The sequence below is a fragment of the Nonomuraea sp. NPDC051191 genome (assembly GCF_044455665.1).
Taxonomy (GTDB): domain Bacteria; phylum Actinomycetota; class Actinomycetes; order Streptosporangiales; family Streptosporangiaceae; genus Nonomuraea.
The window spans coordinates 1-23930 of sequence record NZ_JBITEZ010000015.1; the positions used below are offsets into that span (position 1 = coordinate 1).

Below are 23930 nucleotides of genomic sequence, written 5' to 3' on the forward strand. Positions count from 1 at the left end.
TGGCGCGTGAGGTGGGCACCGAGGGCAACCTGGGTGGTCAGGCGACCGTCCGGGGGGTGTCGGGCACGTGGAAGGACCTCACCGACAACGTCAACTCGATGGCCGACAACCTGACCAACCAGGTACGCAGCATCGCCCAGGTCACCACCGCGGTGGCCAGGGGCGACCTGACCAGGAAGATCGACGTCGACGCCCGCGGCGAGATCCTGGAGCTGAAGACCACCATCAACACGATGGTCGACCAGTTGTCCTCGTTCGCCGCCGAGGTCACCCGCGTGGCCCGCGAGGTGGGCCGGGAGGGCAGGCTCGGCGGGCAGGCCGAGGTCGAGGGCGTGTCGGGCACCTGGAAGCGGCTGACGGAGAACGTCAACGAGCTGGCCGCCAACCTGACCCGCCAGGTCCGCGCGATCGCCGAGGTCACCAGCGCGGTCACCTCCGGCGACCTGACCCGGTCGATCACGGTCGACGCCGAGGGCGAGCTGGCCGACCTGAAGGACAACATCAACTCGATGGTCAAGTCGCTGCGCGAGACGACCAGCGCCAACGAGGAGAAGGACTGGCTCAAGTCCAACCTGGCGCGCATGTCGGGGCTGATGCAGGGACACCGCGACCTGGCGGCCGTGGCCGAGCTGGTGATGAACGAGCTGGCCCCGCTGGTCGGCGCCCAGTACGGCGCGTTCTTCTCGGCCGAGGAGAACGAGCTCCAGCTCATCAGCGCCTACGGCTACCCGGCCGACCCCGGCAGGCCCACGAGGTTCCGGCTCGGCGAGGCGCTGGTCGGCCAGGCCGCCCGCAGCCGCAGGACGATCACCATGGCCGACGTCCCGCCCGGATACATCACGATCTCCTCCGGACTCGGCCGGACCGACCCCAGTTCGGTGATCGTGCTGCCGATCGTGGTCGAGGAGCAGGTGCTCGGCGTGATCGAGCTGGCCTCGGTGCAGGCGTTCACGCCGGTCCACCGGGTCTTCCTCGACCAGCTCATGGAGACGATCGGCGTCAACCTCAACACGATCGTGGCCAACGCCCGCACCGACGAGCTGCTCAAGGAGTCGCAGCGGCTGGCCGTCGAGCTGCAGGCCCGGTCGGAGGAGCTCCAGCAGCAGCAGGAGGAGCTCCAGCGCTCCAACGCCGAGCTGGAGGAGAAGGCCACGCTGCTGGCCCGCCAGAACCAGGACATCGAGACCAAGAACCTGGAGATCGAGCAGGCCCGGCAGGAGCTGGAGGACCGCGCCCACCAGCTCACGCTGGCCTCGACGTACAAGAGCGAGTTCCTGGCGAACATGAGCCACGAGCTGCGCACCCCGCTCAACTCGCTGCTCATCCTGGCCCAGCTGCTGGCCCAGAACCACACGCGCAACCTGACCCCCAAGCAGGTCGAGTACGCCGGGATCATCCACTCCGCGGGCTCGGACCTGCTCCAGCTGATCAACGACATCCTCGACCTGTCCAAGGTCGAGGCGGGCAAGATGGACGTCAATCCCGAATGGGTGCCGCTGCGGCAGCTGCTCGACTACGTCGAGGCCACGTTCCGGCCGATGACCTCGCAGAAGAACCTCGGCTTCCGGATCACCACGGCGCCGGGCGTGCCCGCCGACCTGCTCACCGACGACTCGCGGCTGCGCCAGGTGCTGCGCAACCTGCTGTCGAACGCGGTCAAGTTCACCGAGACCGGAGGCGTCGACCTGCGCATCGAACCGGCCGCGCACGGCGAGCTGCCCGCCACGGTACGCCCCCATGCCCCCGCCATCGCGCTGCGCGTCATGGACACCGGCGTCGGCATCCCCGAACAGCAGCTCGAAGCCATCTTCGGCGCGTTCCAGCAGGCCGACGGCACCACCAGCCGCAAGTACGGCGGCACCGGCCTCGGCCTGTCCATCAGCCGGGAGATCGCCTACCTGCTCGGCGGCGCGATCACCGTCCAGAGCACGCCCGGCCGGGGCAGCGTCTTCACCCTCTACCTGCCGGTCGCCCAGCCCGGCGCCGAGGGGCACGCGACGGGCGGCGCGCCCGCCGGGACCGTCGCCCCGCCGGTGGCCGGTCAGCCGCGGCGGCTGCTGGTGATCGAGGGACGCCCGCACGGGCTGTTGTCGCTGGTGGCCGAGAGCGTGGTGAACGGCCTGGCCGGGTCGCCCGACCCGCTCGGCGGGACCGTCCAGGTGGTCGAGGCGGCGGGCGCGGAGGAGGCGGCTAGCCTGCTGGCCGCCGAGCCGTGCCACTGCGTCGTGCTCGACCTCGACCTGCCCGACCTGGCCGCCTACAGCCTGCTGGAGGCCATGGACGGCGATCCTGGGCTGCACGGCGTGCCGGTGCTGGCGTACAACAACTGGCGCTCCAGCCCGTTGCAGGAGGCGCGGATCGGCGACCGGCCGCTGGAGCTGCTGTCCAGCCTCGACGAGCTGCGCGAGCGCATCGCCCTGCACCTGACCGCCGACCAGCCCGGCGACGTGCTGCCGCTGGCCAGGTCCAGGTCGGTGGGGGCGGCGTCGGGCCGGGAGATCGACGACACGCTGTCCGGGCGCACGGTCCTGGTGGTGGACGACGACGCGCGCAACCTGTTCGCCCTGACCAGCATGCTGGAGATCCACGGCATCGACGTGCTGCACGCCGACAACGGCCGTAAGGGCATCGACACGCTCGTCGCCCACCCGGAGACGGACCTGATCCTGATGGACGTGATGATGCCCGAGATGGATGGCTACACGGCGATCGAGACGATCCGCGGGATGCCCGGCTACGCCGACCTGCCGATCATCGCGGTCACGGCCAAGGCCATGCCGGGCGATCAGGAGAAGTCGCTGGCGGCGGGGGCCAGCGACTACGTGACCAAACCGGTCGACCCCGACCAACTGATCGAACGCATCCAGCACTGGATGGATCCGGCCTGACCCGGTGAGGAGTCGCGCCATGGGGAGTTCAGCCGAGGAGACGGGCCTGGCCAGGCTGGCCGCGACCGTCGAACGCCTGCGCGCCGAGCTGCACGAGGTCCGCCGCGCGGCCGACGACCGCGCGCTGGTCGAGCTGGCGAAGGGCATCCTGGTCGAGCGCCTGCGCTGCGCCCCGGCGCAGGCCGCCGACCAGCTCGCCACGCTCGCGGCCCGGACCGGGCGGTCGCCGGCCGAGCTGGCGGCCGACGTCGTCAACCGGGCCGCCGGCGACCCCATCGCCGACGTCTCGCTGACCGGCGCCGACGAGCTCGACGGCGCTCCGGAGCCGCCCGCCGGGCAGGCGGGGGCGGCCGTGCGGCTGCGGACGGCCGAGAGCGCCGCGCTGGGCGCCACGGACGCGCAGGCGGCGGCCCACGCCGTGCTGGAGACGGCCCTGCTGCCGATCGGCGCGACGGCGGTCGCGGTGTGGGCGGCCGGGCCGGACAGCTCGCTCACGCTGGCCGGGCAGGCCGGTTTCAGCGCCGAGGAGGCCGGGCTCTGGCGGCAGGTCCCGCCGGGGCTGATCACGCCCGCCACCAGCACGCTGGTCGAGCGCCGCACGCTGTGGCACACCACGCCGGGGCCGGCGTCGATCGGCCGCCACCAGCTCACCGGCGGCCGCGTCACCGCCGTGGCCCGGCTGGGCGGGCGGGTGCTCGGCGTCCTGGAGATCTGCTGGCCGGACGATCCTCCGCAGGCCACGCCCAGGATGGAACGCCAGATCGAGGCGCTGGCCGACCTGTGCGCCCTCACCCTCAACTCCCCCGGCCCGACGGTGCGCGCCGGGGCCGAGCTGGCCGAGCTGGCCGCCCTGGCCGACTCCCTGTCCGACCCGGCGCTCGTCCTCCTGCCGCAGCTCGACCCGCAGGGCCACGTCGCCGACTTCCGCGTCCATCACGCCAACGAGCCGTCGGCGGTGCGGGCGGGCGGGTTGCTGCTGGAGGCGTACCCGTTCGCGGCCGGGGAGCTGCTGGCCAGGATCGAGCACGTGCACGCCACCGGCGAGCCGTTCCGCGCCGCCGACGTGCCCTTCACCGCGACCTCCACGGCCGAGGTGAGCATCACCCGCCACGGCGCGAGCGTGCTGCTCGTCCGGCGCGACCACGACCAGGCGCGCCTGCTGGAGCACGCCCAGCGCCTGGGCCGCATCGGCGGCTTCGAGGAGAACGCCCTCACCGGCGAGATCATGTGGAACGCCCAGATGTTCTCCCTGTACGGCCTGCCGCCGGACGCCCGGCCGGTCCCGCTGGAACGCCTGCGCGATCACGTGCACCGCGACGACGAGGTGGCCGTGGGCCTCTTCCTGCGCACGGTGCTGCATCACCGGCGCCCGGCCGCGACGGCGTTCCGGCTCGAACGCCCCGACGGGGTGGCCCGGCATCTGCGCGTGGTGGCCGAGCCGGTGTTCGCCCCGGACGGCCGGCTGACGGCGCTGCGGGGGGCCTACCAGGACGTCTCGCCGCAACACTGGACGGAGGTCGCGCTGGCCGTGACCCGCGACAGGCTGGCCCGCACCGAACGCCAGTCCGCCGCCCGCAACCGGCTGGCCCTGCAGCTCCAGCACGCCATCATGCCGCCCTCGCACGGCCGCATGGACTCCTTCGGGCTGCGCATCGCGGTGCGCTACCGTCCGGCGCAGAAGGAGGACCTGGTCGGCGGCGACTGGTACGACGCGGTCGTCCTGCCGTCCGGGTGCATCCTGCTGTCGGTGGGCGACGTGGCAGGGCACGGCGTCGAGGCCGCCACGGGGATGGTGGTGCTGCGCAACGCCCTGCGCGGCCTGGCCACCACCGGCGCGGGCCCGGCCCGGCTGCTGAGCTGGCTCAACCTGGTCGCCCGCCACCTCGCCGATCGCATGACCGCGACCGCGATCTGCGGCCTGTACGACCCCGCCACCCGCGTCCTGCGCTGGGGCCGGGCCGGGCACCTGCCGCCGATCCTGCTGCGCGGTTCGCGGGGCACCGAGCTGCCGATGGTCAAGGGCCCGCTGCTGGGCGCGTTCGCCGACGCCGCCTACGAGGAGGGGCGGCTCCAGCTGGAGGCCGACGACACGCTGCTGCTCTACACCGACGGCCTGATCGAGCGCCGCGACCACAACCTGCGCCACGCCCAGGACCGGCTGCTGGCCGTCGCCTCGCGTACGGCCTCGACCCTCGACCACCGGCTCGACGACCTGCTCACCCACTGCAACTCCGACACCGACGACGACACCTGCCTGATCGGCGTGCACGTGCACTGAGCGGGGCTCTGAACGGGGCCTGGCGCCAGGGTCGGGGGCCGGGTCAGGGGTGCGGGCTCAGGCGGCAGGTCAGGCGGTGGGTGGGAGGAGGCCGAGGCGGTCGAAGGCCGCGGCCACGCTCGGGGTCAGCGCCGCCGGGTCGTCGCCGGCGACCGCGCGGCCGGCGGTGTAGCAGGCCAGCGCGAGCTGCGGGGCCAGGGCCGCCGTCTCGGCGGAGGCGCCGTGCTCGCGCAGGATCTCGGCCATCGTCTCGGCGAAGCGGCGCTGCTTGCGCGCCGTACGGTCGCCGAGCTCGGGGTGGTCGGCGATCAGCCGTTCGCGCAGGACGTGGCGGCCGGGATCGAGGGTGGCCCTGGCGCACAGGGCGAGGGTCAGCTCGCGCACCTGGGCGAGCGCCTCGGGCAGGCCGGGCGGGCCGTCGCCGCGCAGGTCGCGGTGGTGGGCGGCCAGGTCGTCGAGCCAGTCCTGCTCCCCCGCGAAGACGACCTCCTGCTTGTCGCCGAAGTAGCGGAAGAACGTGGTGCGGCCCACCTCGGCGCGCTCGGCGATGTCGGCGACCGTCACCTCGTCGTAGCCGCGCTCGGCGAAGAGCCGGTAGGCGGCCTCGATGATCTCGTCACGGGCTCGCTGTCGCTTGCGGGCGCGCAGGGAGGGCTGGGTCACGCGCCCAGTCTAGCGCTTCTGGACTCCGTCCCTTATGGTACCGAGTACCAATTGGAACCAGATGCTGTAGGAGTTGTCATGCGAGCCGTGCAGATCACCGAGTTCGGCGGTCCCGAGGTCGTGCGCGTCCGTGAGGTGGAGGAGCCGCGGCCCGGCCCGGGCCAGGTCGTCGTGGACGTCTCGCGCTGCGGCGTGAACTTCGCCGACACGCTGATGCGCGAGAACGCCTACCTGGCCGCGACCACGCTGCCGGTGATCCCGGGCGGCGAGGTCGTCGGCAGGACCGCCGACGGCCGCCGCCTGGCCGCCCTGGTGCAGCGGGGCGGGTACGCCGAGAGGGCGGCGATCCCGGAGGCGAGCGCCTTCACGGTGCCCGAGGACCTCGACGACGTCGCGGCGGTGGCCCTGCTGGCCCAGGGGCTGACCGCGTGGTGGCTGGTCCGTCACACCGGTCGCGTCCAGGCCGGGGAGAGCGTGGTCGTGCACGCGGCGGCGGGCGGCGTCGGCTCGCTGGCGGTGCAGCTCGCCAAGGCGGCGGGGGCCGGCCGGGTGATCGCCACGGCGAGCACGCCCGCCAAGCGGGAGCTGGCCCTGTCGCTGGGCGCGGACGCCGCCGTCGATCCGGCCGCCGACGACCTCACCGCGGAGCTGCGCGCGGCCAACGGCGGCGAGCCCGTGGACGTGGTCCTGGAGATGACCGGCGGCCGGGTCACCGACCAGAGCCTGGCGGCGCTGGCGCCGTTCGGCCGGCTCGCCTTCTACGGGATGGCGGGCGGCGTCGAGCCTCAGCCGGTCTCGCCGCGCGCCCTCCAGCCCCGCTCGGCGACCGTCAGCGGCTTCTGGCTGCTCAACGCCTTCGACCGGTTCGACGTCCTGGCCGGGGCGTACGCGGAGCTGGCGGCGCGGGTGACCGCGGGCGAGCTGCGGGTGGTCTCCGGCGGGGACCGTCCGATGTCGGAGGTGCGGCAGGTGCACGCGGAGCTGCGGGAGCGGCGTACGACCGGCAAGCTCGTCCTGGACCCGCGCCGGTAGGGCCTATTAGGCGGTCAGGCGGCGGCCGAGCCGCTGCATCGGGCGTTCGAGGAAGCGGTAGGTCAGCCGGCTGCCCGGCAGCACGACGGCCAGGAAGAGCACGCTGACGCCGATCTGGAGGGGGAGCGGCGACCAGCGCATCTCCCCCGCCACCTCCATCAGCACGATGAGCACCGGCAGGTGCACCAGGTAGAGGGAGTAGCTCATCAGCCCGAGCCAGGTGAGCACGGCGGGCACCCGGCGGCCCCGCCAGGCCAGACCGGCCGCGAACGTGGGCCCCGCCAGGGCGACGGTCGTGCCCCACACGTCCGGCTGCACCCACCACCATCCGGCGCTGAGCGCCCAGAAGGGGGCGACCGTCACCAGCGACCCGGCCAGGGCCACCGGCCACAGGGAGCCCTGGCCGCCCTCCCAGCGGCGGATCGCCGTGCCGGTGAACATGACCGCGAGGATCGCCGCCCCGAACCAGGGGACGCGGCTGCTCAGCAGGAGCAGGACCAGGGCCATGACGCCGAGCGCGCACGCCGCCGTGTTGCGCAGCCGTCCGGAGAGGAGACAGGCCAGCCCGGCGGCGAACACCGCGAACGACACCCACGCCAGCCAGCCGCCGGTCAGCGGCGCCGCGCTCAGTGCCAGGCCGGCCACGACCGCGGTCACGCCGAAGGCGACGGCGACCAGGCCGCGCCGGTCGCGTACGCCGGTCACGAACAGGGCGGTGACCATCAGGTAGAAGACCATCTCGTAGGAGAGCGTCCACATCGTGTTCATGACCCCGGCGACGCCGACGACGTCCAGCAGCATCGTGGCGTGCGCCGCGGCCGAGGAGGCGTCCCTGGGCACTTCCGCGCGTACCGGGATCCACCAGGACAGGGCCAGGACCACGGCGATGACGGCGAGGTAGAGCGGGTAGAGGCGGAAGGCGCGGCCGATCCAGAAGGCGCGCACGTCGCCGTGCCGTTCCAGTGACGACGGGATGATGTAGCCGCTGACCAGGAAGAACACCAGGACGCCGTACACGCCCAGGTTGAAGAAGGTCGGGCGCAGCCAGGGCATCGCCCAGGTCGTCAGGTGTTCGCCGACGACGGCGAGCGCGCCGATGCCGCGCAGGGCGTCCAGCCAGGCGAGCCTGGACGCCCCCGAACGAACGACCTGGGGGGTGCCAAACGGAACAGTCGTCACGCACCCCAACGTATCGGCCTGACGGGCAGGACCTGGGCACCTCACCCTCATTCGGGCGGGGCGGCGGCTCAGAAGGGCGGCCGCCGGATCAGGGCCCGCGGGCCAGGTGGGCGGTGGGTCAGGGGCGGCGGGCGGCCCAGGCGGTCCGGGTGCCGCGTACGACGAGGTCGCGGCGCCCGAGGGACTCCGGGGAGTCGGCGGAGAGCAGCCGGTCGAGGGCCGCGAGGTCGGCGGCGGCCAGCTCCCCGTCGAGCCGCGACCGGTAACCGCCCAGCACGGCCTGCGCGTAGCGGACGGCGTTCGGCGGCGCCGGACTCACCTCGATCGGGAAGTCACGCCGCGCGGCCACCTCGAACCCGGCCTCCTCCAGGAACGGCCCCCAGTCGGGGTACGGGTCCGGGCCCGTGGCCGCCACCGCCGCCCGGCAGCGCGCCTCCAGCGCCGCCCCGGCCTCGTCGGGCAGGAAGCGCGGCATGCCGTCCATCTCGACGACCGCCAGCGTCCCGCCGGGGTCCAGCGCGGCGTGGATCTCGCCGAGCAGCCGCGCCGGGTCCTTGACGTGGTGCAGCGACGCGGCCGCCCACACCAGGTCGGCCCCGCCGATCGGGGGCAGGGCCTCGTCCAGGTCGGCCCGGACGAGGCGCACCCGCTCCCCCAGCCCCTGGCCGAGCGCCGCCGAGCGCAGCCGGTCGAGCATCACCGGCGACTGGTCGACCGCGACGATCTCGGCGTCGGGGAACCGGCGGGCGAGGGCCAGCGTGCCGGTGCCGGTTCCGGCGCCCAGGTCGGCGACCGTCCGCGGGGTCCGTACGGCCTGTTCGGCGATCCAGGCGGTCAGCTCGTCCAGGTACGTCCCGAGCACGTCGGCGTCCAGGTCGAGCAGGTCCGCCAGCCGGGACTCGTCACCGTGGTGAGGAGAGCCGTGGTGAGGAGAGCCGTGGTGAGGAGAGCCGTGGTGAGGAGAGCCGTGGTGATGGTGTCCGTGGTGGGAGTGTCCTTGCATGCCTTCACCGTAAGGCTCTCCTGCGCGTGAGACATACACTCTTGCTCATGACGCAAGAAGTCGACCTGGACGCCGTGGTCCGCCGGCGCATCCGCGGCCTGCGGCTGGCCCGCGGCTGGTCCCTCGACGCCCTGGCCGCGCGGTGCCGGCTGAGCCCGTCCAACCTGAGCCGCATCGAGACCGGCCACCGCCGGATCGCCCTCGACCAGCTCGTCCCCATCGCGCGGGCCCTCGGCACGACGCTCGACCAGCTCGTCGAGTCCACCGAGGACGAGGACGTGGTGATCCGGCCGCTCCCCTGCGACCATCCGGGGATGACCGTGTGGCTGCTGTCCCGGGAGCGTTCGCTGCACGGTGTCACGGTCGCCAAGATGCGCATCACCCCCGACCGTCCGCTCGACCTCCAGGTGCATCCTGGGCGCGAGTGGTTCACCGTCCTGTCCGGGACGGCCCGCCTGCTGCTGGGCGAGCGGACCGTCCTGGTGCCGGCGGGCGACGCGGCCGAGTTCTCGACCATGACCCCGCACGCCATCGGCGCCCACGAGGGGCCGGTGGAGCTCCTCACCATCTTCGACCATGACGGCGAGCGCTCCCACCTGCACGCGGGCCAGGCGTAGCCGCAGCTCAGGCGCAGGTGTACCCGGACGGGAGCGCGGTGTCGCCGTCCGGGCGGGTCGCCTGGAAGCCGAAGCCGGTGGTGGCGGCTCCGGGGGCCGTGCGTAAGGGGTACGTCGGCAAGCGCCCCCGCACGTGGCTCTTCCCTGACGCAGGAGGGGCGGCGTGCGCTGGCCGGGCACCTGGACGCGCTTTAGGCAATCGCCGAGACCGCCCGCCGCACCGCGGCCGCCCCCGGGGGGCCGGGATGACCCGGGCCGCCGGGTCAGCCGCCGCCGGTGCCGGCCGGGCCCATGCGGCCGCCGGGCCATGAGGTCTCCGGATGGGCCTGGCGCCAGGTCAGGAGTTGCCGGTCCAGCCGCTCCCGGTCGGTGAGGCGCGACCTGGCGGGGCGCACGCCCGTACGTTCGAGCAGCCCGTGCGCGGCCTCCGCCAGCCGCAGCCGGGCCGGCGCGAACCGGCGTCGCAGCAGGTCGGCGGTCACCGCCGCGGTCAGCACCGAGGCCGGCCACAGCGCGGCCCTGCCCAGGCCGCCCCCGCTTCCCGTGATCTGCCCGTTCCCCTTGCGAAGGTCGATGCCCGTGCTCTGGTCGCCGTCGCCATGCCGCATTCGTCAGCCTCCGGGTTCGTCTCGGGACCGTGGGCGTGCCGGAAGATTCTGCACTTATGGCGCTACCCGGTCCTGCGTCCGTCATGCCGCCGACTTGCGAACCGCGACGGTACACGTTTGAGTGACCGCCGACGGGAAAGCTGGAGGAAGGCCCGCCACCCCACCCGACCCCGTACACGAGACGATCATGACCCTTCAGTTCGAGTTGCAGTGCCCCATCAGCACTGACCTTGCCCTCATCAGGGATCTGATCCGCGCGCACGGCCGCCACTGCGGACTGTCCGGCGACCGGCTCGAGGACCTGGTGGTGGCGGTCAACGAGGCCGTCACCAACGTGCTGGACCACGGCGGCAGCACGGGCATGGTGACCTCCCGCGCCGGCGCCGACGGCGTGATCGTCGAGGTCCTCGACCTCGCCGGCCGGCTCACCCACGAGCACCTGGCCGCGGCCCGCCTCGACCCGACCGCCTCCCACGGGTACGGCCTGTGGGTCATCCAGCAGCTCTGCGACGAGGTCGTCCTGGAGCAGACCGCGCTCGGCTCGCTGCTGACCCTGGACCTGCGCAGCCACCCCCGTCCCGCTCTCCTGGACGCGCGCCGCGTCATGTCCGCCTGACGCTTCTCCCGCCGCCCGGAAAGAATTCCCCGGGACGTTGTCCGGTTCCGTCGGTCCCGTTCGTCACCATGGTGAAACACCGTCCGACCGAGGAGCGCGAGATGAAGTACATGATGTTCGTCTGCACCGACACCGAGCCCGACACCGACCAGGAGAGCCTGCCCGACGTCGAGGCGTGGGTGGCCGAGAACGACGCCCGCGGGCGGCGGGTGCGCGGCGCGGTGCTGGCGCCGGAGTCGGCCGCGACCACCGTGCGCGTGCGGCGCGGCGAGCTGGTCCTGTCCGACGGGCCGTTCGCCGAGACCAAAGAGGTGATCGTGGGCTTCGACCTGCTCGAATGCGCCGACCTGGACGAGGCCGTCGAGGTCGCCCGCACCCACCCGATGGCCAGGCACGGACGGCTGGAGCTGCGGCCGTTCGCCGATTTCGAGCAGTGAGGCGACACCTGGAGGAGGCGGCGGCGGAGGCGTACCCGCGGATCGTCGCCGCCCTGATCCGGGTCACCGGCGACTGGACGCTGGCCGAGGACTGCGCGCAGGAGGCGCTGGCGCTGGCCGTGCGGCGGTGGCCGCAGGAAGGGGTGCCGTCCAACCCGGGCGGCTGGCTCATGACGGTGGCGCGCAACCGCGCCGTCGACGCGCTGCGCCGCGTCTCGGTGGAGCGCCGCAAGCTGGCCGAGCTGGCGGCGCTCGCCCTGACCGTCCAGGACGGGCCCGGCGACGGGCGGGAGGAGGAGGTCGTGGACGACCGGCTGCGGCTCGTCTTCACGTGCTGCCATCCGGCGCTGGCGCTGGAGTCGCGGGTGGCGCTGACCCTGCGGACGATCTGCGGGGTGCCGGCCGCCGACCTCGCCCGCGCCTTCCTGGTCACCGAGTCGGCGATGACCCGGCGGCTGACCAGGGCCAAGCGGAAGATCGCCGAGGCGGGCATCCCGTACCGGGTGCCGCGGGGGCCGGCGCTGGCCGAGCGGCTGCCGGGGGTGCTGGCCGTGCTCTACGTGCTGTTCACACAGGGGTACGACGCCGGCGGCGAGCCCGCGTTCGCCGAGGAGGCGATCCGGCTGGCGCGGCTGCTCCGGCGGCTCATGCCGGAGCAGGAGGAGGTGACGGCGCTGCTGGCGCTGTTCCTCCTGCAGCACTCCCGCCGGGACGCCCGCCGCGACGCCACCGGCGACCTGGTCCCCCTCGACCGGCAGGACCGCTCCCGCTGGGACCGGGCCGCGATCGGCGAAGGGCTCGCCCTGCTGGCCGCGATCGAGGGCGACGGCCCGTACGGGCTCCAGGCCCGCATCGCCGCCTGCCACGCCACGGCGTCCTCGCTGCCCGGCACGGACTGGTCGCGGATCGCCCGCTGCTACGACGAGCTGGCCCGGCTCCACCCCACACCGGTGGTGGAGCTGAACCGAGCGGTCGCGCACGGGTACGCCCACGGGCCGCGGGCCGGGCTCGCGCTGCTGGAGCGCTCCCGCGCCGAGCTCGACGGCCATCCGCTGGCCCTGGCCGCCGAGGCCGACCTCGTCGCCCGTGACGGCGACCGGGCCCGCGCGGCGGCCCTGTTCCGCCAGGCCGCCGCCGTCGCCCACAGCGCCCCGGAACGCCGCGCCCTCCTCACCCGCGCCACCGAAACCGCCGCCGACGACGCCTAGGCCGCCACTCGGGCACCCCGCTGGAGACCGTGAACCGGACTGGGGCGCGGCGCGGGGGCCCGCGCGAAATCAGCCGGCAGGGTGGCGGGGGCCGGGTTCGGCGCCGCGGGACGTGAGCCAGGATGCCAACTCGTCGGCTCCGGCGCGGCGGGCGGCGTCCAGCGGGGTGAGATCGTCGTAGCCCACCCAGGTGAGGTCGCCGCCGCGCTCCAGGAGGAACGCGGCGGCCTCCGGCTGCCCGCCGTGGCAGGCCGCCCACAACCCCTGCGTCACCTCCGCGCGTGACGGCGTCCCGGCCGCGAACGCCGCCGCGACCCGGTCCATGAGCCCGAGGGCGGCGGCCTCCCACAGTTCGGCGGACGCGCCGCGCTCGACGAGGCGGCGGGCGGCGTGCCATTGGGCGAACGCGCACGCGTCCGACAGCGCCGTGCCGCCGCCGATCACCGCGCCGGTGGCCTCGACGTCGGCTCCGGCGTCCAGCAGGGCGTCGAGCACGGGGACGTCGTCGCAGCTCGCGGCCCACATCAGCGGCGTCTCGGCGTGCGGGCCGGCGAAGCGGGCGTCCACCTCGGCCCCGGCCGCCACCATCTCGTGTACGAGCGCCGGACCGCTCGGCACATGACCGGGCCAGTCGGTGAGGACGTGCAGCAGGGTGCGGGACACCCCGCCCGCCTCGCCCAGCCGTACGCGAGCCAGCTCGGGATGCCCGGCCAGCAGACGCCGTACGCCGTCGAGGTCGCCGAGCCGCACGGCCTGCGCCGCGCGCACCGCCAGCGGGTCCGCCGCGTCGAGGTAGTCCATCGGCTCATTGTCGCGGGACCCGGTCGGTGCCGCCAGGAACTCCCGGCGGGTCGCCGGAGTGGTTCGGCCGCCGCCGCCGATAAATCCGCCGGAAATAAAGGGACAGAACGCGGCGGGGCCCGTCCCATTCGCACTTGCACTTCTGCGGCCCGCCCGGAGTTGACGCCATAGGGCCCGGCCGGACCACCGCTGCCGCGGCGCCGGAAAACCGTGTGCCGCCGCCGGGAAGCGACGGCGACGCGCACCCGGGACCCGCGCGCACACATTGAAGCACACCTTTGAATTCATCTTCGATAAGATGTGCGCCGCCGCGGCGTCCGCCTTCCCGCCCCTCCCCCGTCCGCGTGCGCACGCCCGGTGGCCCGCCGCGTACCCTGCCCGTCCGCCCGTGCCGCGACCAGGAACGTGACATGGTCATTCCCAGGTGAGAAACGCAAGGCGGCCTCCGTGACAACCCGGGCACACGCGGTGCGGGCCGCGTTTGAAATGCCTTTGACAGTCGGTGCGCCCGGCGAGTTCTCCTCGTTCACCGGCGCCGGGCCGAGGTAAGTTGCCCGCACGCTACTGAAGAGCGCTACAGTACGCAACAACCGTATCGAACATGGAGTGCCACCATGGCTAAGCAGATTCAAGAGATTCTCATCGACGATGTAGACGGTGGGGAGGCTCATGAGACCGTCGTCTTTGCACTCGATGGCAGCAGCTACGAGATTGACCTTCATGAGGAGAAGGCGGACTCGCTGCGGAAAGCACTGGCGCCCTTCATCGTGAAGGCGCGTCCTGTTCGCGTGGATCGCGGTGGGCGCGGGCGCCGGGCGGCCGTCGGCGGCAGCCGCGCGTTGAGCCGGGAGAAGTCTTCGGAGATCCGGCAGTGGGCCAAGTCCAATGGTCTGCCGGTCAGCGAGCGCGGCCGGATCGCGGCCTCCGTGGTCGAGAAGTACGAGGCGGCCCACTAGGAGTGTCGTGAGGCGCGCGCGGGCCGGCGGAGCAGTCCGGCGAGCCTGAGCGCCGCCATGACGGCCACCGCGAGGTGCGCCGAGACCAGGGCGATCTGGTAGATCCGCTGCCCGGCCGTGAGCTCGGCGGCGTACCCGCCGTCGTAGAACCCCGACACGAAGGCCAGCACCCCCGCGACCGCCAGCAGCACGGCGGACGGGACCGCGACGCCACGGCGGCTCCGGGTCGCCCCCACAGCCAGCACGACCTGCGCGACCATCATCGGGATCGGCGCGGACAACCGCGCCTGGGGGCCGAGGGCGTCCAGGAACGTCGGGTTCAGCCCGGCGGCGACCGCCATGAGGGCGCCGATCACGTCCATGGCGAGCAGTACGCCGACCCCGCCGAGCAGCGCCGAGTTGAGCGCCCGGCCGGCGGGGACCGCGGTGGTGGATGACGACATGTCCGTCTCCTGTCAGAGTCGTCCGAGATCGGGTGATGTCTTCGATACTCGGCGAACGCCCTTGGCGACGACATGGGAACGACTTGGCGCCGACCTGGACCACCGCGGCCGTCCCGCGGCAAGTCCCCCTGTGGCCGCGGATGACCCACGCCACCCGCGGCCACCGGCGGATCACTGGACGGTGATCTTGTCCACTTCGACGGTGATGCCCTTCACCTGCGGGGTCGAGGTGGCGGTCGTGATCCTGCCGACCCCCGCGCTGACCCCCTTGACCTTCATCGAGTACGTCAGGCTGCCGCCGGGCGCCCCCGGCGTGCTGCTGACGACCAGGTCCTGGGTGGGCGGCCCGGAGATCTGGGCGCCCGCGGTGCCCTCGGCGTTCTCGGCGCCGACCGTCAGGCCGTAGACGGCGGGCGGCGCGCCGGGCAGGTTGCCCGGGTCATAGGCGTAGCTGATGTCCTCCACGCCGTTGAGGCCGATCCACTGCTGGAACACCTTCAGGTCGGTGGTGCCGTAGAGGTTCAGCCGCCACTCCACCACCAGCCAGTCGTTGACCCCGTCGGTGAGGATCGTGGCCAGGACGCCCGGCGCGGCGGTGCCGTCGAGGTCGGTCCAGTAGGGGGCGAGCACGCCGTTGGGCCGAGCCGGGTCGGGCAGCGTCTGCGGCGTCGGTGAGACGTCGCCCCCGGTGGCCCCGCCCGCGACGCTGTAGCCGTCGGAGGTCACGCCGAGCCTGGTGTAGGCGCGTCCGGCGAACTGGAAGGCGGGCACGGTGAAGTTGAGCGCCTGCTCGTCGCCGATCGGGGTGGGCGTGACGCCGAAGGCGTCCAGCGGGATGTAGCCGGCCGGTCCGGCGCCGGGCGCGATCGCCGGGCGGGCGGGCTGGGTGGCGGCCAGCGTCGCCTTGGTGGTGGCGATCTGGGTGCCGACATTGGTCGCGCCCGTGACGCTGTTCAGGCGCAGGCGGGCGTCGAGGGTGCTGAGCGCGGTGACCTCGGCGTCCTCGAAGGTGGTGTTGCGCACGGTGACCGTGCAGGTGGACTCGCCGGTGTTCCTGGCGATCGTGTCCGGGGCGCAGGTCTGGTCGACCGGCACCGAGCCCTGCTTGCGGTAGAAGGCCACCGGCAGGTGCAGCGCGCGGGAGCCGCCGGCCTGCTTCAGGTCGACCTGGCCGAAGTACTGGCCCTCGGGCAGTTCCGGCGCGGTGATGACGATGCTCAGCTTGACGCTCTTGCCGGCCGCGACGGTGAACGCCGGCGGCAGCACGGTGACACTGGCCCCGTTCACGGTCGTGCCGGAGGCGGTGAAGGTGAGCGACGAGCCGGTGGTGTTGGTGACGGTGCGCCTGGCGGTGATGACGCCGGGCATGGTGGGCGCGTTCACCGAGGGCAGGTTGAGGTCGATCCGGTTGAGCGGGTCGGTGGCCGAGGCGACGAAGCCGGCGGCGTCCTGGTCCAGGGTCAGTCCGGGGTCACCGGCCTTGGTCAGGTCGATGCGCCCGCCGCCCATGTCGAACGGGTCGGCCTGGGTGGTCCTGTCCTGCTTGGTGACCGCGGTCTTGGCCGTGGTCTCCAGGGCCGACTTGACCTGGCCGGGCGTCCAGGTGGGGTGCAGGGCGAAGACCAGCGCGGCCGAGCCCGTCACGTGCGGCGCCGACATCGAGGTGCCGGAGATGACCTGGTAGAGGTTGCCGGGCGGGCCTTCCAGCGGCGACTCGGGGGTCGGCGTCATGCCCGCCAGGATGTGCTGGCCGGGTGCGGTGACGTCCGGCTTGAGGAAGTCGCCGCCGGGGCCGCGCGAGGAGAAGTGCGCCATCGCGTCGCCCTGCCAGGTGGACTTGGCGCCCTGCGTGAAGGAGGCGGTGGCGCCGGGGTGGGCGGCGAGGAAGGCCAGCAGGGTGTCGGCCTCGGGCTTGTCGACGTGCACGGACGGCAGCCAGTGGGCGTCGGTGAAGACGTCGAACGGGACGGTGTTGTAGAGGATCATCCCGGCCGCGCCGCCCTGCCGGACGTTGAAGCTCTTCAGCACGCGGTTGGGGGTGCGCTCACAGGCGACGATCTTCCCGGTGAAGATCCCGGGAGGCGCCGGGACGTCGCACGCGGCGCGCGAGTACGGCGGCGCCGAGGCCAGGACGACGGGCAGCGGCGAGGCCAGGCCCGCGGTGATGGAGGCGCCCTTGATCGTCGCCGTGGCGCCGCCGCCGGACAGCGTGACCGTGGACTGGTAGGTCCGGGACTGCGAGGAGGCGGCCACGGTGGTCACCCAGGGGCCGCGGTGGTCGGTGGTGCCGGCGCCGGGCCCGGAGTTGCCGGCCGAGGCCGAGACCAGCACGCCGGCGGCGTAGGCGTCGAGGAAGGCCAGCTCGACCGGGTCGCTGTAGGGGTCGCTGCCGCCGGAGACGGAGAAGTTGATCACGCGTACGCCGTCCAGGACGGCCCGCGCCACGGCCTGCGCCGAGTCGGACGGGAAGCAGCCCTGCGCGCCGCACACCTTGTAGACCGAGACCTCGGCGGCCGGGGCGATCCCGTGGATGGGGCCGCGGCTGATGCCCAGCGGATTGGCGTCGGCGACCGGGCCGCCGGCGGAGGTGCTGGCGGTGTGGGTGCCGTGGCCGTTGGAGTCGCGGGCGCTGTCGCCGTAGACCTCGCCGCCGTAGACGGCGTTGTAGGTCTCCATGAACGGCTGCCCGCCGATCAGCTTGTTGTTGCAGGCGAACGGGTCGCTGGCCGGGGTCAGCGGGTTGTCGCCGAAGTTGCACACGCGGGGCGTGCCGTCCTTGGTGGGCCCGGGGGCGGGCAGGCCGGGAGCGGCGGCGAAGGAGGGGTGCTCGGGCCAGGCGCCGGTGTCGAGCACGCCGACGATCACGCCCTTGCCCGAGGAGGAGCTGCCGCCGAGCTTGCCGTAGATCGTGTCGGCGCCGATGAACGCGGGGCTGGAGTCGGTCAGCAGCTGCTGCGGCTTGTCCTCCTGGACGGCGACCGCGCCGGGCAGCCGCAGCACGTCGGCCACCTTGTCACCCGGGACGCGCAGCGCGATGCCGCCGTAGACGGTCCGGACGCGCTGGCCGACGACGGCTCCGGGGACCTTCTTGGCCAGCTCGCCCAGGAAGGCGTTCTCGACGTCCTGGATGTGGGTGCCGTACTTCTTGGCCTCGGCGCTTCTGGTGTCGAGGGACTTGCCGGTGACGGCGGGGCTGGTGGCCGGGAGCCCGGTCAGCCCGCCCTGGTAGGCGGCCAGGGAGTCGTAGTCCAGTTTGACCATGATGTTGACGGGTGCCGGCGAGGTGACCTTCAGCAGCGCCGCGTCGCTCTTGGCGAGCTTGCCTGTGGGGGACTTGGCGCCCTCGACCACCTCGGCGCCGGTGAGCGGCACGGACCGCCATTTCGCGGGCGGGGTCGGCGTGGCCTTCGCCACGGCCGGGCTCAGGGCCATCACGACACCGAGCCCGACGGCTACCGATGTCAACCGGCGTAAACGGGATGAGAACGAACGGGACAACACAAGACCTCCTGGCCGCTGAGCTGCACGAACCCGCCAGACTGGCCGACGACGTCATGTCACCCCCACGCGCGCATGCCGGAGAGATCAATGACCCTCCCCGGTGGGTGACGAGCTGGACGCCTCCCCTCCCCGACGGCGGGGCGGCTTGGCATCCGAACCGGAGTGTAGACAGCGATCAACGGACCGAGAACCCCGCCGCTTTGTCACAATCCGGCCATCTGCCTCAGCGGCACCGCCGCCCGCATCCGGCCGTCGCAAAGCTCATATTCCTCCCACCACTTCGCCAGAATCCAGCAACGGTGACCTTCACCCCCAATACGGATATCTACAGTTGTCCTATGGGCGATCAACGGGACACGGCGCCGACGTCAGCGCGGGGCGGAGCGAGGTAGTCCGTGGGGGGCCACGCCGACGAGGGGACCCTGCCGTACATCTCGGCGCTGGACGAGGAGCTCGCCCAGGCCGCCCGTGACACCGGCGCGCACATCGGCGCGCTGTACCTGCTGACGGGCTCCCCGCAGGTCCTGGTGATGGAGGCGGAGATCGGGCTGCCCACGCAGCTCGTCAAGCCGTGGACCACCGTCAGGCTGGACGCCGGGGCGCCCGTGGCCGCGGCCGTGCGGCAGGGGCGGCTGGTCTGGGTGCCGACCGCGCAGGAGCTGGCCGGCCGCTTCCCGGGCACGGCCCTGGCCTTCCCGTACGTCTTCGCCTCGGCCTCCGCGCCTTTGCACAGCGACTCGCGCATGTGGGGCTCGTGGATCCTGCTCTGGCCGGAGGGGCGGCCGTCCGAGCTGAGCGGGCCGGAGCTGGAGGTGATCGAGGCCACGAGCGAACGCATGACCGCCGTCCTGGAGCAGGCCGCCGACAGCGGGTACCCGGTGTGTCCGGGAGGCGAGCCGCGCGTGCTGACCCCGGTGCCGCCGCCGATGCCCGACCCGTACGAGGCCGTGGCCGCGGCCGGCTACCTGGAGCGGCTGCGTGACGGCTCCGTCGCGCTCGACCTGGACGGCGTCGTCACCTTCGCCAGCCCCGCCGCCGCCGACCTGCTCGGCACCACCGTCTCCGAGCTGCTGGGCACGCCGCTGTGGGAGACGGCGACGTGGCTGAAGGACCCGGCGTTCCAGGACCGCTGCCGCGCGGCGGTGGTGGGCCAGCAGGTCGCCTCCTGCACGGCGCGCCGGCCGGACGGGCACGAGCTGGAGTTCGTCCTGCACCCGGACCCGACCGGCCTGAGCCTGCGCATCACGCCCTCGGAGGCCGACCTGCCCGCGCGGCGGCCCTCGCGCGCCAGGGCGCCGGGCGAGTCCGGGCTGCCGAGGACCGACGTCTTCTACAACTTCCTGCACATGGCCTCGGCGATGACCCGGGCCCTGAACGTCCGGGAGGTCGTCGATCTCATCGCCGACCACGTCATGCCGGTGTTCAAGGCGCGGGCGATGACGATCATGAGGGCGGAGAGCGGCCGGATGAGGATCGTCGGCTCGCACGGCTACGTCCCGGAGATCCTGGACCGGTTCGACGGTCAGACGCTGGCCGCGCCCAGCCCTGCCGAGCAGGTCGTCCGCACGGGCGAGCCGGCCTTCTTCGCCGACCGGGCCGAGCTGCGCCGGGCCTTTCCCGACACCGCCCAGGACGACGGCATGTCCGCCTGGGCCTTCCTGCCGCTGACCGTCGCCGACGACACCTTCGGCGTCTGCCTGCTGGCCTTCGACCATCCGCGGCCGTTCACCGACGAGCAGCGCGCGACGCTGACCACGCTGGCCGGGCTGATGGGCCAGGCCCTGGACCGCGCGCTCCTCTACGACACCAAGGACCGGCTGGCCCACAGCCTGCAGACCTCGCTGCTGCCCGGCAGCCTGCCCGACATGCCGGGCCTGGAGGTGGCCGCCCGGTACGTGCCCGCCACCCGCGGCGTCGGCATCGGGGGCGACTTCTACGACCTGATCCGCCTCAACGAGACCACCGCCGCCGCCGTCATCGGGGACGTCCAGGGACACAACATGACGGCCGCCGCGCTCATGGGCCAGGTGCGCACCGCCATCCACGCCCACGCCGCCGTCGGCGCCAGCCCCGGCGACGTCCTCCAGCACACCAACCGGCTGCTCATGGACCTGGACACCGACCTGTTCACGAGCTGCCTGCTCATCTACTTCGACCTGCGTCTGCGCACGCTGCGCGCGGCCAACGCCGGGCATCCCCTGCCGCTGCTGCGCCCACCCAACATGCCGGCCGAGATCATCGACATCCCCGCGGGCCTGCTGCTCGGCATCGACGCCGACGCCGACTACGCCACGGTGGAGGTGCCGTTCCCGCCGGGCGCCGTCCTGGCCCTCTACACCGACGGGCTGGTCGAGGCGCCGGGCGTGGACCTGGACGAGGCCATCGGGGGGCTGGCGGCGTACCTGACCAGCGCCCCGCGCGAGCAGCTCCAGCAGGTCGCCGGGACCCTGCTCGACCACGCCCCGCACACCGACGACATCGCGCTGCTCCTCCTGCGGCACCGCGAGAACGCGGGCTGACGGCCCGTCAGTGCGAGACGAACGTCCGGTGGTCGGCCAGAGCGAGCATCCGGACGAAGTCGAGCACCTTCAGCAGCCCGCGCCCCGCGAGCCGGACCGGGACGGGACGGCGCGAGCCATAGGCGGCCGACCACAGGGCGGGTACGTGTCGTTCCATGCCGACCAGGATGTCCCCGCGCGCACCGATCCATCCAACACATCGTCTCGCTGGCTGCCATCGCTAATGTAGATGGATGGAACTGCGCCAGCTCCGTCACTTCGTCGCCGTCACCACGCACGGCAGCTTCACCGCCGCCGCCAGGGCCGAGCTGATCGTCCAGTCGGCGCTCAGCACGTCCGTCCGCAAGCTCGAACGCGAGCTCGGCGCCGACCTGTTCGAGCGCACCGGGCGGCGGCCGGTCCTCACCCCGGCCGGTCACGCCTTCCTGCCGGCCGCGCGGGCGCTGCTGGCCGACGCCGCGGCGGCCACCGACGCCGTGTCCGCCGTGTCCGGGCTGACCACCGGCCGGGTGGCGATCGGCACCATCCAGACGCTCACCAGCGTCGACCTGCCCGCCGAGCTGGCCGCCTTCCACCGCCTGTGGCCCGGCATCCAGATCTCGGTCCGCGACGCCCCGGTGGCCGGGCTGCTCGACGCCCTGCTCGCCCGCGAGCTCGACCTCGCCTATCTGGCGCTCGACGGCGCCGACCTGCCTGCGGGCCTGGCCGTGTTCTCCTCCTGGGAGGAGGAGCTGGTGCTGATGACCTCGCCCGGCCACCGGCTGGCCGGGGCCGAGCGGGCGCTGCTGTCGGAGCTGACGGAGGAGCCGTTCGTCGACTTCAAGGCCGGCACCGGGCTGGAGACCGCGGTGCGCCGGCTGGCCGCCGGGTGCGGGCTGCACCGGCAGATCACCTGCGAGGTCACCCAGATCCGGATGCTGGTCGACCTGGTGCGCGCCGGGATCGGCGTGGCGATCGTCCCGCGGCGGGTGGCCGAAGGGGAGGGGCTGCCCACCGTGCGGATCCGCCAGCCCGATCCGGCCAGGACGGTCGTGCTGGCCGGCCGCGCCCCCGTCCCCGCCAACCCGGCCGCCGGAGCCCTGCTGTCGCACCTCACCAGGTGACGAAATAACCGGTTGAACGGGTGGAGCCTTCGTGATGGCATGACCCGCTGTGTCAGCGATCCAGGACCTCGTACGTCCCGACGTCTATCCGCTCTCCTCGAAGTACGACCCGGAATGGGTGCTCGGGCTGGACATGGGCCCCCATCCGCTGTGGCTGCTGGAGGACCTCGCCCGCGACCTCGACCTGAGACCCGGCATGCGGGTGCTCGACCTGGGCTCGGGCCTGGGCGCCACCTCGGTCTTCCTGGCCCGCGAGTTCGGGGTGGAGGTCGTGGCCGCCGACCTGTGGGTCGCGCCCGAGCGGGCGGCGGCCGTCTTCGCCGAGGCGGGCGTGGCCGGCCGCGTCCGGGCCGTACGGGCGGAGGCGCACGCGCTGCCGTTCGAGAAGGAGTCCTTCGACGCGATCGTCAGCGTGGACGCCTTCGAGTACTTCGGCACCGCCGACTCCTACCTGCCCTACCTCGTCCGGTTCGTGAAGCCCGGCGGGCAGCTCGGCGTCGCCACGCCCGGCATGACCCGCGAGGTCCGCGACCTCGGGCACATCCCCGCCCACGTCAAGGCCCTGGTCGGCTGGGAGGCGATCGCCTGGCACACCGCCGAGTGGTGGCGCTTCCAGTGGGAGATCACCGAGCTGGTCACGGTGATGTCCGCGCGCCTGCAGGACGGCGGCTGGCACGACTGGCTGCTGTGGGCGCGCGCCCGGCGGGAGACGGCGACGATCGCCATGCTGGAGGCCGATCAGGGCGAGTATCTGTCCTTCGCTATGATCACCGCGCGCCGGAATGCGTCCGCGTCGTGACCGCGCGCCCGCGCCCGGGACGGCCTGGATCCTGGCGTATGGGCGGGAGAGTCTCGGCCATGGCCGCGCTCCCCCGCTCTGGCGTTGACTTGTCCTCGCGCGTCCGGGAGGTCGGGCGCGGGACGAGTAGGGGGAAACACTGATGTCGGTTCTGCGCACCGTCGTGCTCATCGTGGCGACCATGGCGATGGGGCTCGCGGCGGGCGTCTTCGGGCTCTACACGCACACCATCATGCGTGGCCTCGGCGCGACGGACGACCGCACGTTCGTCGGGGCGTTCCAGGCCATCGACCGGGCGATCCTCAATCCCTGGTTCATGCTCAGCTTCATCGGCGCGCTGTTCTTCACGGGCCTGGCGGCGGCGCTGCACCTCGGCCAGGGCGTGCGCGCGGTGCTGCCGTGGATCATCGTCGCGCTGGTGCTCTACCTGATCGCCTTCGTGCTCACGGTGGCCGTGAACGTGCCGCTCAACGACGCCATCAAGGCGGCCGGCGACCCGGACCGGATCGCCGACCTGGCCGCCGTGCGCCGCGCGTTCGACGAGGCCAAGTGGTCGGCCTACAACCTGGTCCGCACGATCACCAGCACCGGGGCGTTCGCCTCGCTGTGCTGGGCGCTGGTCAAGAGCGGCCGGGTGGGCTGACCCCCGCGTCGCGCTCGACCAGCGCGACCCGGTCGGCCAGCGGCGCGGCGGGGATCTCGACGAGGTCGAACCCGAGGTCGCGGTAGGTCCGCTCGTGCAGGCGCTCGAAGTCGAGCGAGTCCGCGTAGCTGATCCGCCTGGCGGAGGTGGCGCGGACGAACCCCTGGTTGCGGACGAAGAACACCTTCCCGTCGTACGTGCCCCGCGCCACCACCCGCTCGACCTCGCGGGCGAGCAGCGGCGACGTGGGGAACCCCAGGTAGCGGCTCAGCGCCAGCGTGCAGACCGGCGAGCGGTCGAAGAAGACGGCCGCCTCGCCCGCGGGCACGGATTCCTGGCGTCGCCGCTGGAGCGTGACGACCTCGTCGACGAAGGCGGGCTCGCGCCAGGGCTCCTCGCGGCCGAGCGCTTCGCCGAGGGCGATGACGTCCGTCGCCGCCTCCTCGACGACGGTGTGCCCGTTGACCTCCAGCAGGCGCAGGACGGCCGTCTTCCCGGCGCCCGGGGCGCCGGTGAGAACGTGTCGTGGCACGACTTCTCTCCGATCTCGTGGGGGTTGATGTCAACCTAGGGGCGTTGATACGCGGCCGATACACGGCCGAGCGCCCGGTGATACCCGGCCAAGGCCGGGCGGAC

General features: G+C 73.2%; 22 protein-coding genes. 12 read left to right on the plus strand and 10 right to left on the minus strand.

Features of this window, described 5'->3' with window-relative positions; translation table 11 throughout:
* Positions 1 to 2888, plus strand: a 2888-nt coding sequence (locus ACIA8R_RS37645) for a response regulator (RefSeq protein WP_397042391.1), incomplete at its 5' end; no start/stop codon positions are given.
* A gap of 19 nt (positions 2889 to 2907) precedes the next feature.
* Positions 2908 to 5166: a SpoIIE family protein phosphatase gene (locus ACIA8R_RS37650; RefSeq protein WP_364102156.1), complete on the plus strand. Its 2259-nt coding sequence runs from the start codon at positions 2908 to 2910 to the stop codon at positions 5164 to 5166.
* A gap of 69 nt (positions 5167 to 5235) precedes the next feature.
* Here ACIA8R_RS37650 and ACIA8R_RS37655 read toward each other — a convergent pair whose 3' ends face one another.
* Positions 5236 to 5829 (minus strand): TetR/AcrR family transcriptional regulator, encoded by a 594-nt coding sequence (locus tag ACIA8R_RS37655; RefSeq protein ID WP_397042392.1) that lies wholly within the window; start codon positions 5827 to 5829, stop codon positions 5236 to 5238.
* 78 nt (positions 5830 to 5907) lie between these two features.
* Here ACIA8R_RS37655 and ACIA8R_RS37660 point away from each other — a divergent pair, with 78 nt between their 5' ends.
* Positions 5908 to 6861, plus strand: coding sequence for a zinc-binding dehydrogenase (locus tag ACIA8R_RS37660; RefSeq protein ID WP_357708744.1), 954 nt, complete (start codon positions 5908 to 5910; stop codon positions 6859 to 6861).
* A gap of 6 nt (positions 6862 to 6867) precedes the next feature.
* On the opposite strand, the gene ACIA8R_RS37665 is transcribed toward ACIA8R_RS37660, so the two are convergent.
* Together ACIA8R_RS37665 and ACIA8R_RS37670 are read right to left on the minus strand one after the other, a co-directional pair.
* Entirely contained in the window at positions 6868 to 8040 is a 1173-nt protein-coding gene (locus ACIA8R_RS37665) for an acyltransferase family protein (protein WP_397042393.1), read from the minus strand.
* 118 nt (positions 8041 to 8158) lie between these two features.
* Entirely contained in the window at positions 8159 to 9043 is an 885-nt protein-coding gene (locus tag ACIA8R_RS37670) for a class I SAM-dependent methyltransferase (RefSeq protein WP_397042394.1), read from the minus strand.
* Positions 9044 to 9090: 47 nt separating this feature from the next.
* Here ACIA8R_RS37670 and ACIA8R_RS37675 point away from each other — a divergent pair, with 47 nt between their 5' ends.
* A complete protein-coding gene (locus ACIA8R_RS37675) occupies positions 9091 to 9660 on the plus strand; it encodes a helix-turn-helix transcriptional regulator (RefSeq protein ID WP_357708737.1) in 570 nt (189 codons plus the stop codon).
* 7 nt (positions 9661 to 9667) lie between these two features.
* Here ACIA8R_RS37675 and ACIA8R_RS37680 read toward each other — a convergent pair whose 3' ends face one another.
* Both ACIA8R_RS37680 and ACIA8R_RS37685 read right to left on the minus strand, forming a co-directional pair.
* A complete protein-coding gene (locus ACIA8R_RS37680; RefSeq protein ID WP_364102169.1) occupies positions 9668 to 9793 on the minus strand; it encodes a hypothetical protein in 126 nt (41 codons plus the stop codon).
* Positions 9794 to 9923: 130 nt separating this feature from the next.
* Entirely contained in the window at positions 9924 to 10268 is a 345-nt protein-coding gene (locus ACIA8R_RS37685; protein WP_397042395.1) for a hypothetical protein, read from the minus strand.
* Between the two features lie 187 nt (positions 10269 to 10455).
* Here ACIA8R_RS37685 and ACIA8R_RS37690 point away from each other — a divergent pair, with 187 nt between their 5' ends.
* The 3 genes from ACIA8R_RS37690 (at position 10456) to ACIA8R_RS37700 (ending at position 12529) form a co-directional block, all read left to right on the plus strand.
* Positions 10456 to 10884: an ATP-binding protein gene (locus ACIA8R_RS37690; RefSeq protein WP_397042396.1), complete on the plus strand. Its 429-nt coding sequence runs from the start codon at positions 10456 to 10458 to the stop codon at positions 10882 to 10884.
* Between the two features lie 101 nt (positions 10885 to 10985).
* Positions 10986 to 11321: a YciI family protein gene (locus tag ACIA8R_RS37695; protein ID WP_397042397.1), complete on the plus strand. Its 336-nt coding sequence runs from the start codon at positions 10986 to 10988 to the stop codon at positions 11319 to 11321.
* A complete protein-coding gene (locus ACIA8R_RS37700; protein WP_397042398.1) occupies positions 11318 to 12529 on the plus strand; it encodes an RNA polymerase sigma factor in 1212 nt (403 codons plus the stop codon). Before ACIA8R_RS37695 ends, ACIA8R_RS37700 begins: the two co-directional genes overlap by 4 nt.
* Before the next feature lie 69 nt (positions 12530 to 12598).
* Here ACIA8R_RS37700 and ACIA8R_RS37705 read toward each other — a convergent pair whose 3' ends face one another.
* Positions 12599 to 13330 carry an ankyrin repeat domain-containing protein gene (locus ACIA8R_RS37705; RefSeq protein WP_397042399.1) on the minus strand — a complete coding sequence of 244 codons (732 nt, stop codon included), beginning with the start codon at positions 13328 to 13330 and terminating at the stop codon, positions 12599 to 12601.
* Positions 13331 to 13944: 614 nt separating this feature from the next.
* Between ACIA8R_RS37705 and ACIA8R_RS37710 the strand changes: the two genes are divergently transcribed.
* Entirely contained in the window at positions 13945 to 14286 is a 342-nt protein-coding gene (locus tag ACIA8R_RS37710) for an Lsr2 family protein (protein WP_357708723.1), read from the plus strand.
* Here the strand turns inward: ACIA8R_RS37710 and ACIA8R_RS37715 are convergent.
* Together ACIA8R_RS37715 and ACIA8R_RS37720 are read right to left on the minus strand one after the other, a co-directional pair.
* The gene (locus ACIA8R_RS37715) at positions 14283 to 14729 is read right to left on the minus strand and encodes a hypothetical protein (RefSeq protein WP_357708721.1); all 447 of its coding nucleotides are present in this window, start codon (positions 14727 to 14729) and stop codon (positions 14283 to 14285) included. The genes ACIA8R_RS37710 and ACIA8R_RS37715 overlap by 4 nt on opposite strands.
* A gap of 171 nt (positions 14730 to 14900) precedes the next feature.
* Positions 14901 to 18161 carry a S8 family serine peptidase gene (locus tag ACIA8R_RS37720; RefSeq protein WP_397042400.1) on the minus strand — a complete coding sequence of 1087 codons (3261 nt, stop codon included), beginning with the start codon at positions 18159 to 18161 and terminating at the stop codon, positions 14901 to 14903.
* 464 nt (positions 18162 to 18625) lie between these two features.
* On the opposite strand from ACIA8R_RS37720, the gene ACIA8R_RS37725 reads away from it, so the two are divergent.
* Positions 18626 to 20749, plus strand: coding sequence for a SpoIIE family protein phosphatase (locus ACIA8R_RS37725; protein ID WP_397042401.1), 2124 nt, complete (start codon positions 18626 to 18628; stop codon positions 20747 to 20749).
* Positions 20750 to 20756: 7 nt separating this feature from the next.
* Here ACIA8R_RS37725 and ACIA8R_RS37730 read toward each other — a convergent pair whose 3' ends face one another.
* Positions 20757 to 20906, minus strand: a complete 150-nt coding sequence (locus tag ACIA8R_RS37730; RefSeq protein WP_364102193.1) for a hypothetical protein — start codon at positions 20904 to 20906, stop codon at positions 20757 to 20759.
* Between the two features lie 76 nt (positions 20907 to 20982).
* On the opposite strand from ACIA8R_RS37730, the gene ACIA8R_RS37735 reads away from it, so the two are divergent.
* From ACIA8R_RS37735 to ACIA8R_RS37745, 3 genes are all read left to right on the plus strand, one after another.
* Positions 20983 to 21852: a LysR family transcriptional regulator gene (locus ACIA8R_RS37735; protein WP_357708714.1), complete on the plus strand. Its 870-nt coding sequence runs from the start codon at positions 20983 to 20985 to the stop codon at positions 21850 to 21852.
* Between the two features lie 49 nt (positions 21853 to 21901).
* Complete coding sequence (locus ACIA8R_RS37740) at positions 21902 to 22651, plus strand: methyltransferase domain-containing protein (protein WP_397042402.1); 750 nt, start codon at positions 21902 to 21904, stop codon at positions 22649 to 22651.
* Positions 22652 to 22793: 142 nt separating this feature from the next.
* Positions 22794 to 23294 carry an anthrone oxygenase family protein gene (locus ACIA8R_RS37745; RefSeq protein ID WP_357708709.1) on the plus strand — a complete coding sequence of 167 codons (501 nt, stop codon included), beginning with the start codon at positions 22794 to 22796 and terminating at the stop codon, positions 23292 to 23294.
* Here ACIA8R_RS37745 and ACIA8R_RS37750 read toward each other — a convergent pair.
* Entirely contained in the window at positions 23272 to 23826 is a 555-nt protein-coding gene (locus ACIA8R_RS37750; RefSeq protein ID WP_364102200.1) for an AAA family ATPase, read from the minus strand. The genes ACIA8R_RS37745 and ACIA8R_RS37750 overlap by 23 nt on opposite strands.
* Positions 23827 to 23930 lie beyond the last annotated feature (104 nt).

Bases quoted from the DNA above. Each gene is read 5' to 3' on its own strand.
- ACIA8R_RS37705 (WP_397042399.1), bottom strand. From the start codon at position 13,330: ATGGACTACCTCGACGCGGCGGACCCGCTGGCGGTGCGCGCGGCGCAG.
- ACIA8R_RS37690 (WP_397042396.1), top strand. From the start codon at position 10,456: ATGACCCTTCAGTTCGAGTTGCAGTGCCCCATCAGCACTGACCTTGCC.
- ACIA8R_RS37735 (WP_357708714.1), top strand. From the start codon at position 20,983: ATGGAACTGCGCCAGCTCCGTCACTTCGTCGCCGTCACCACGCACGGC.
- ACIA8R_RS37670 (WP_397042394.1), bottom strand. From the start codon at position 9,043: ATGCAAGGACACTCCCACCACGGACACCATCACCACGGCTCTCCTCAC.
- ACIA8R_RS37730 (WP_364102193.1), bottom strand. From the start codon at position 20,906: ATGGAACGACACGTACCCGCCCTGTGGTCGGCCGCCTATGGCTCGCGC.
- ACIA8R_RS37660 (WP_357708744.1), top strand. From the start codon at position 5,908: ATGCGAGCCGTGCAGATCACCGAGTTCGGCGGTCCCGAGGTCGTGCGC.
- ACIA8R_RS37720 (WP_397042400.1), bottom strand. From the start codon at position 18,161: ATGGCCCTGAGCCCGGCCGTGGCGAAGGCCACGCCGACCCCGCCCGCG.
- ACIA8R_RS37650 (WP_364102156.1), top strand. From the start codon at position 2,908: ATGGGGAGTTCAGCCGAGGAGACGGGCCTGGCCAGGCTGGCCGCGACC.
- ACIA8R_RS37745 (WP_357708709.1), top strand. From the start codon at position 22,794: ATGTCGGTTCTGCGCACCGTCGTGCTCATCGTGGCGACCATGGCGATG.
- ACIA8R_RS37685 (WP_397042395.1), bottom strand. From the start codon at position 10,268: ATGCGGCATGGCGACGGCGACCAGAGCACGGGCATCGACCTTCGCAAG.
- ACIA8R_RS37695 (WP_397042397.1), top strand. From the start codon at position 10,986: ATGAAGTACATGATGTTCGTCTGCACCGACACCGAGCCCGACACCGAC.
- ACIA8R_RS37715 (WP_357708721.1), bottom strand. From the start codon at position 14,729: ATGTCGTCATCCACCACCGCGGTCCCCGCCGGCCGGGCGCTCAACTCG.
- ACIA8R_RS37710 (WP_357708723.1), top strand. From the start codon at position 13,945: ATGGCTAAGCAGATTCAAGAGATTCTCATCGACGATGTAGACGGTGGG.
- ACIA8R_RS37675 (WP_357708737.1), top strand. From the start codon at position 9,091: ATGACGCAAGAAGTCGACCTGGACGCCGTGGTCCGCCGGCGCATCCGC.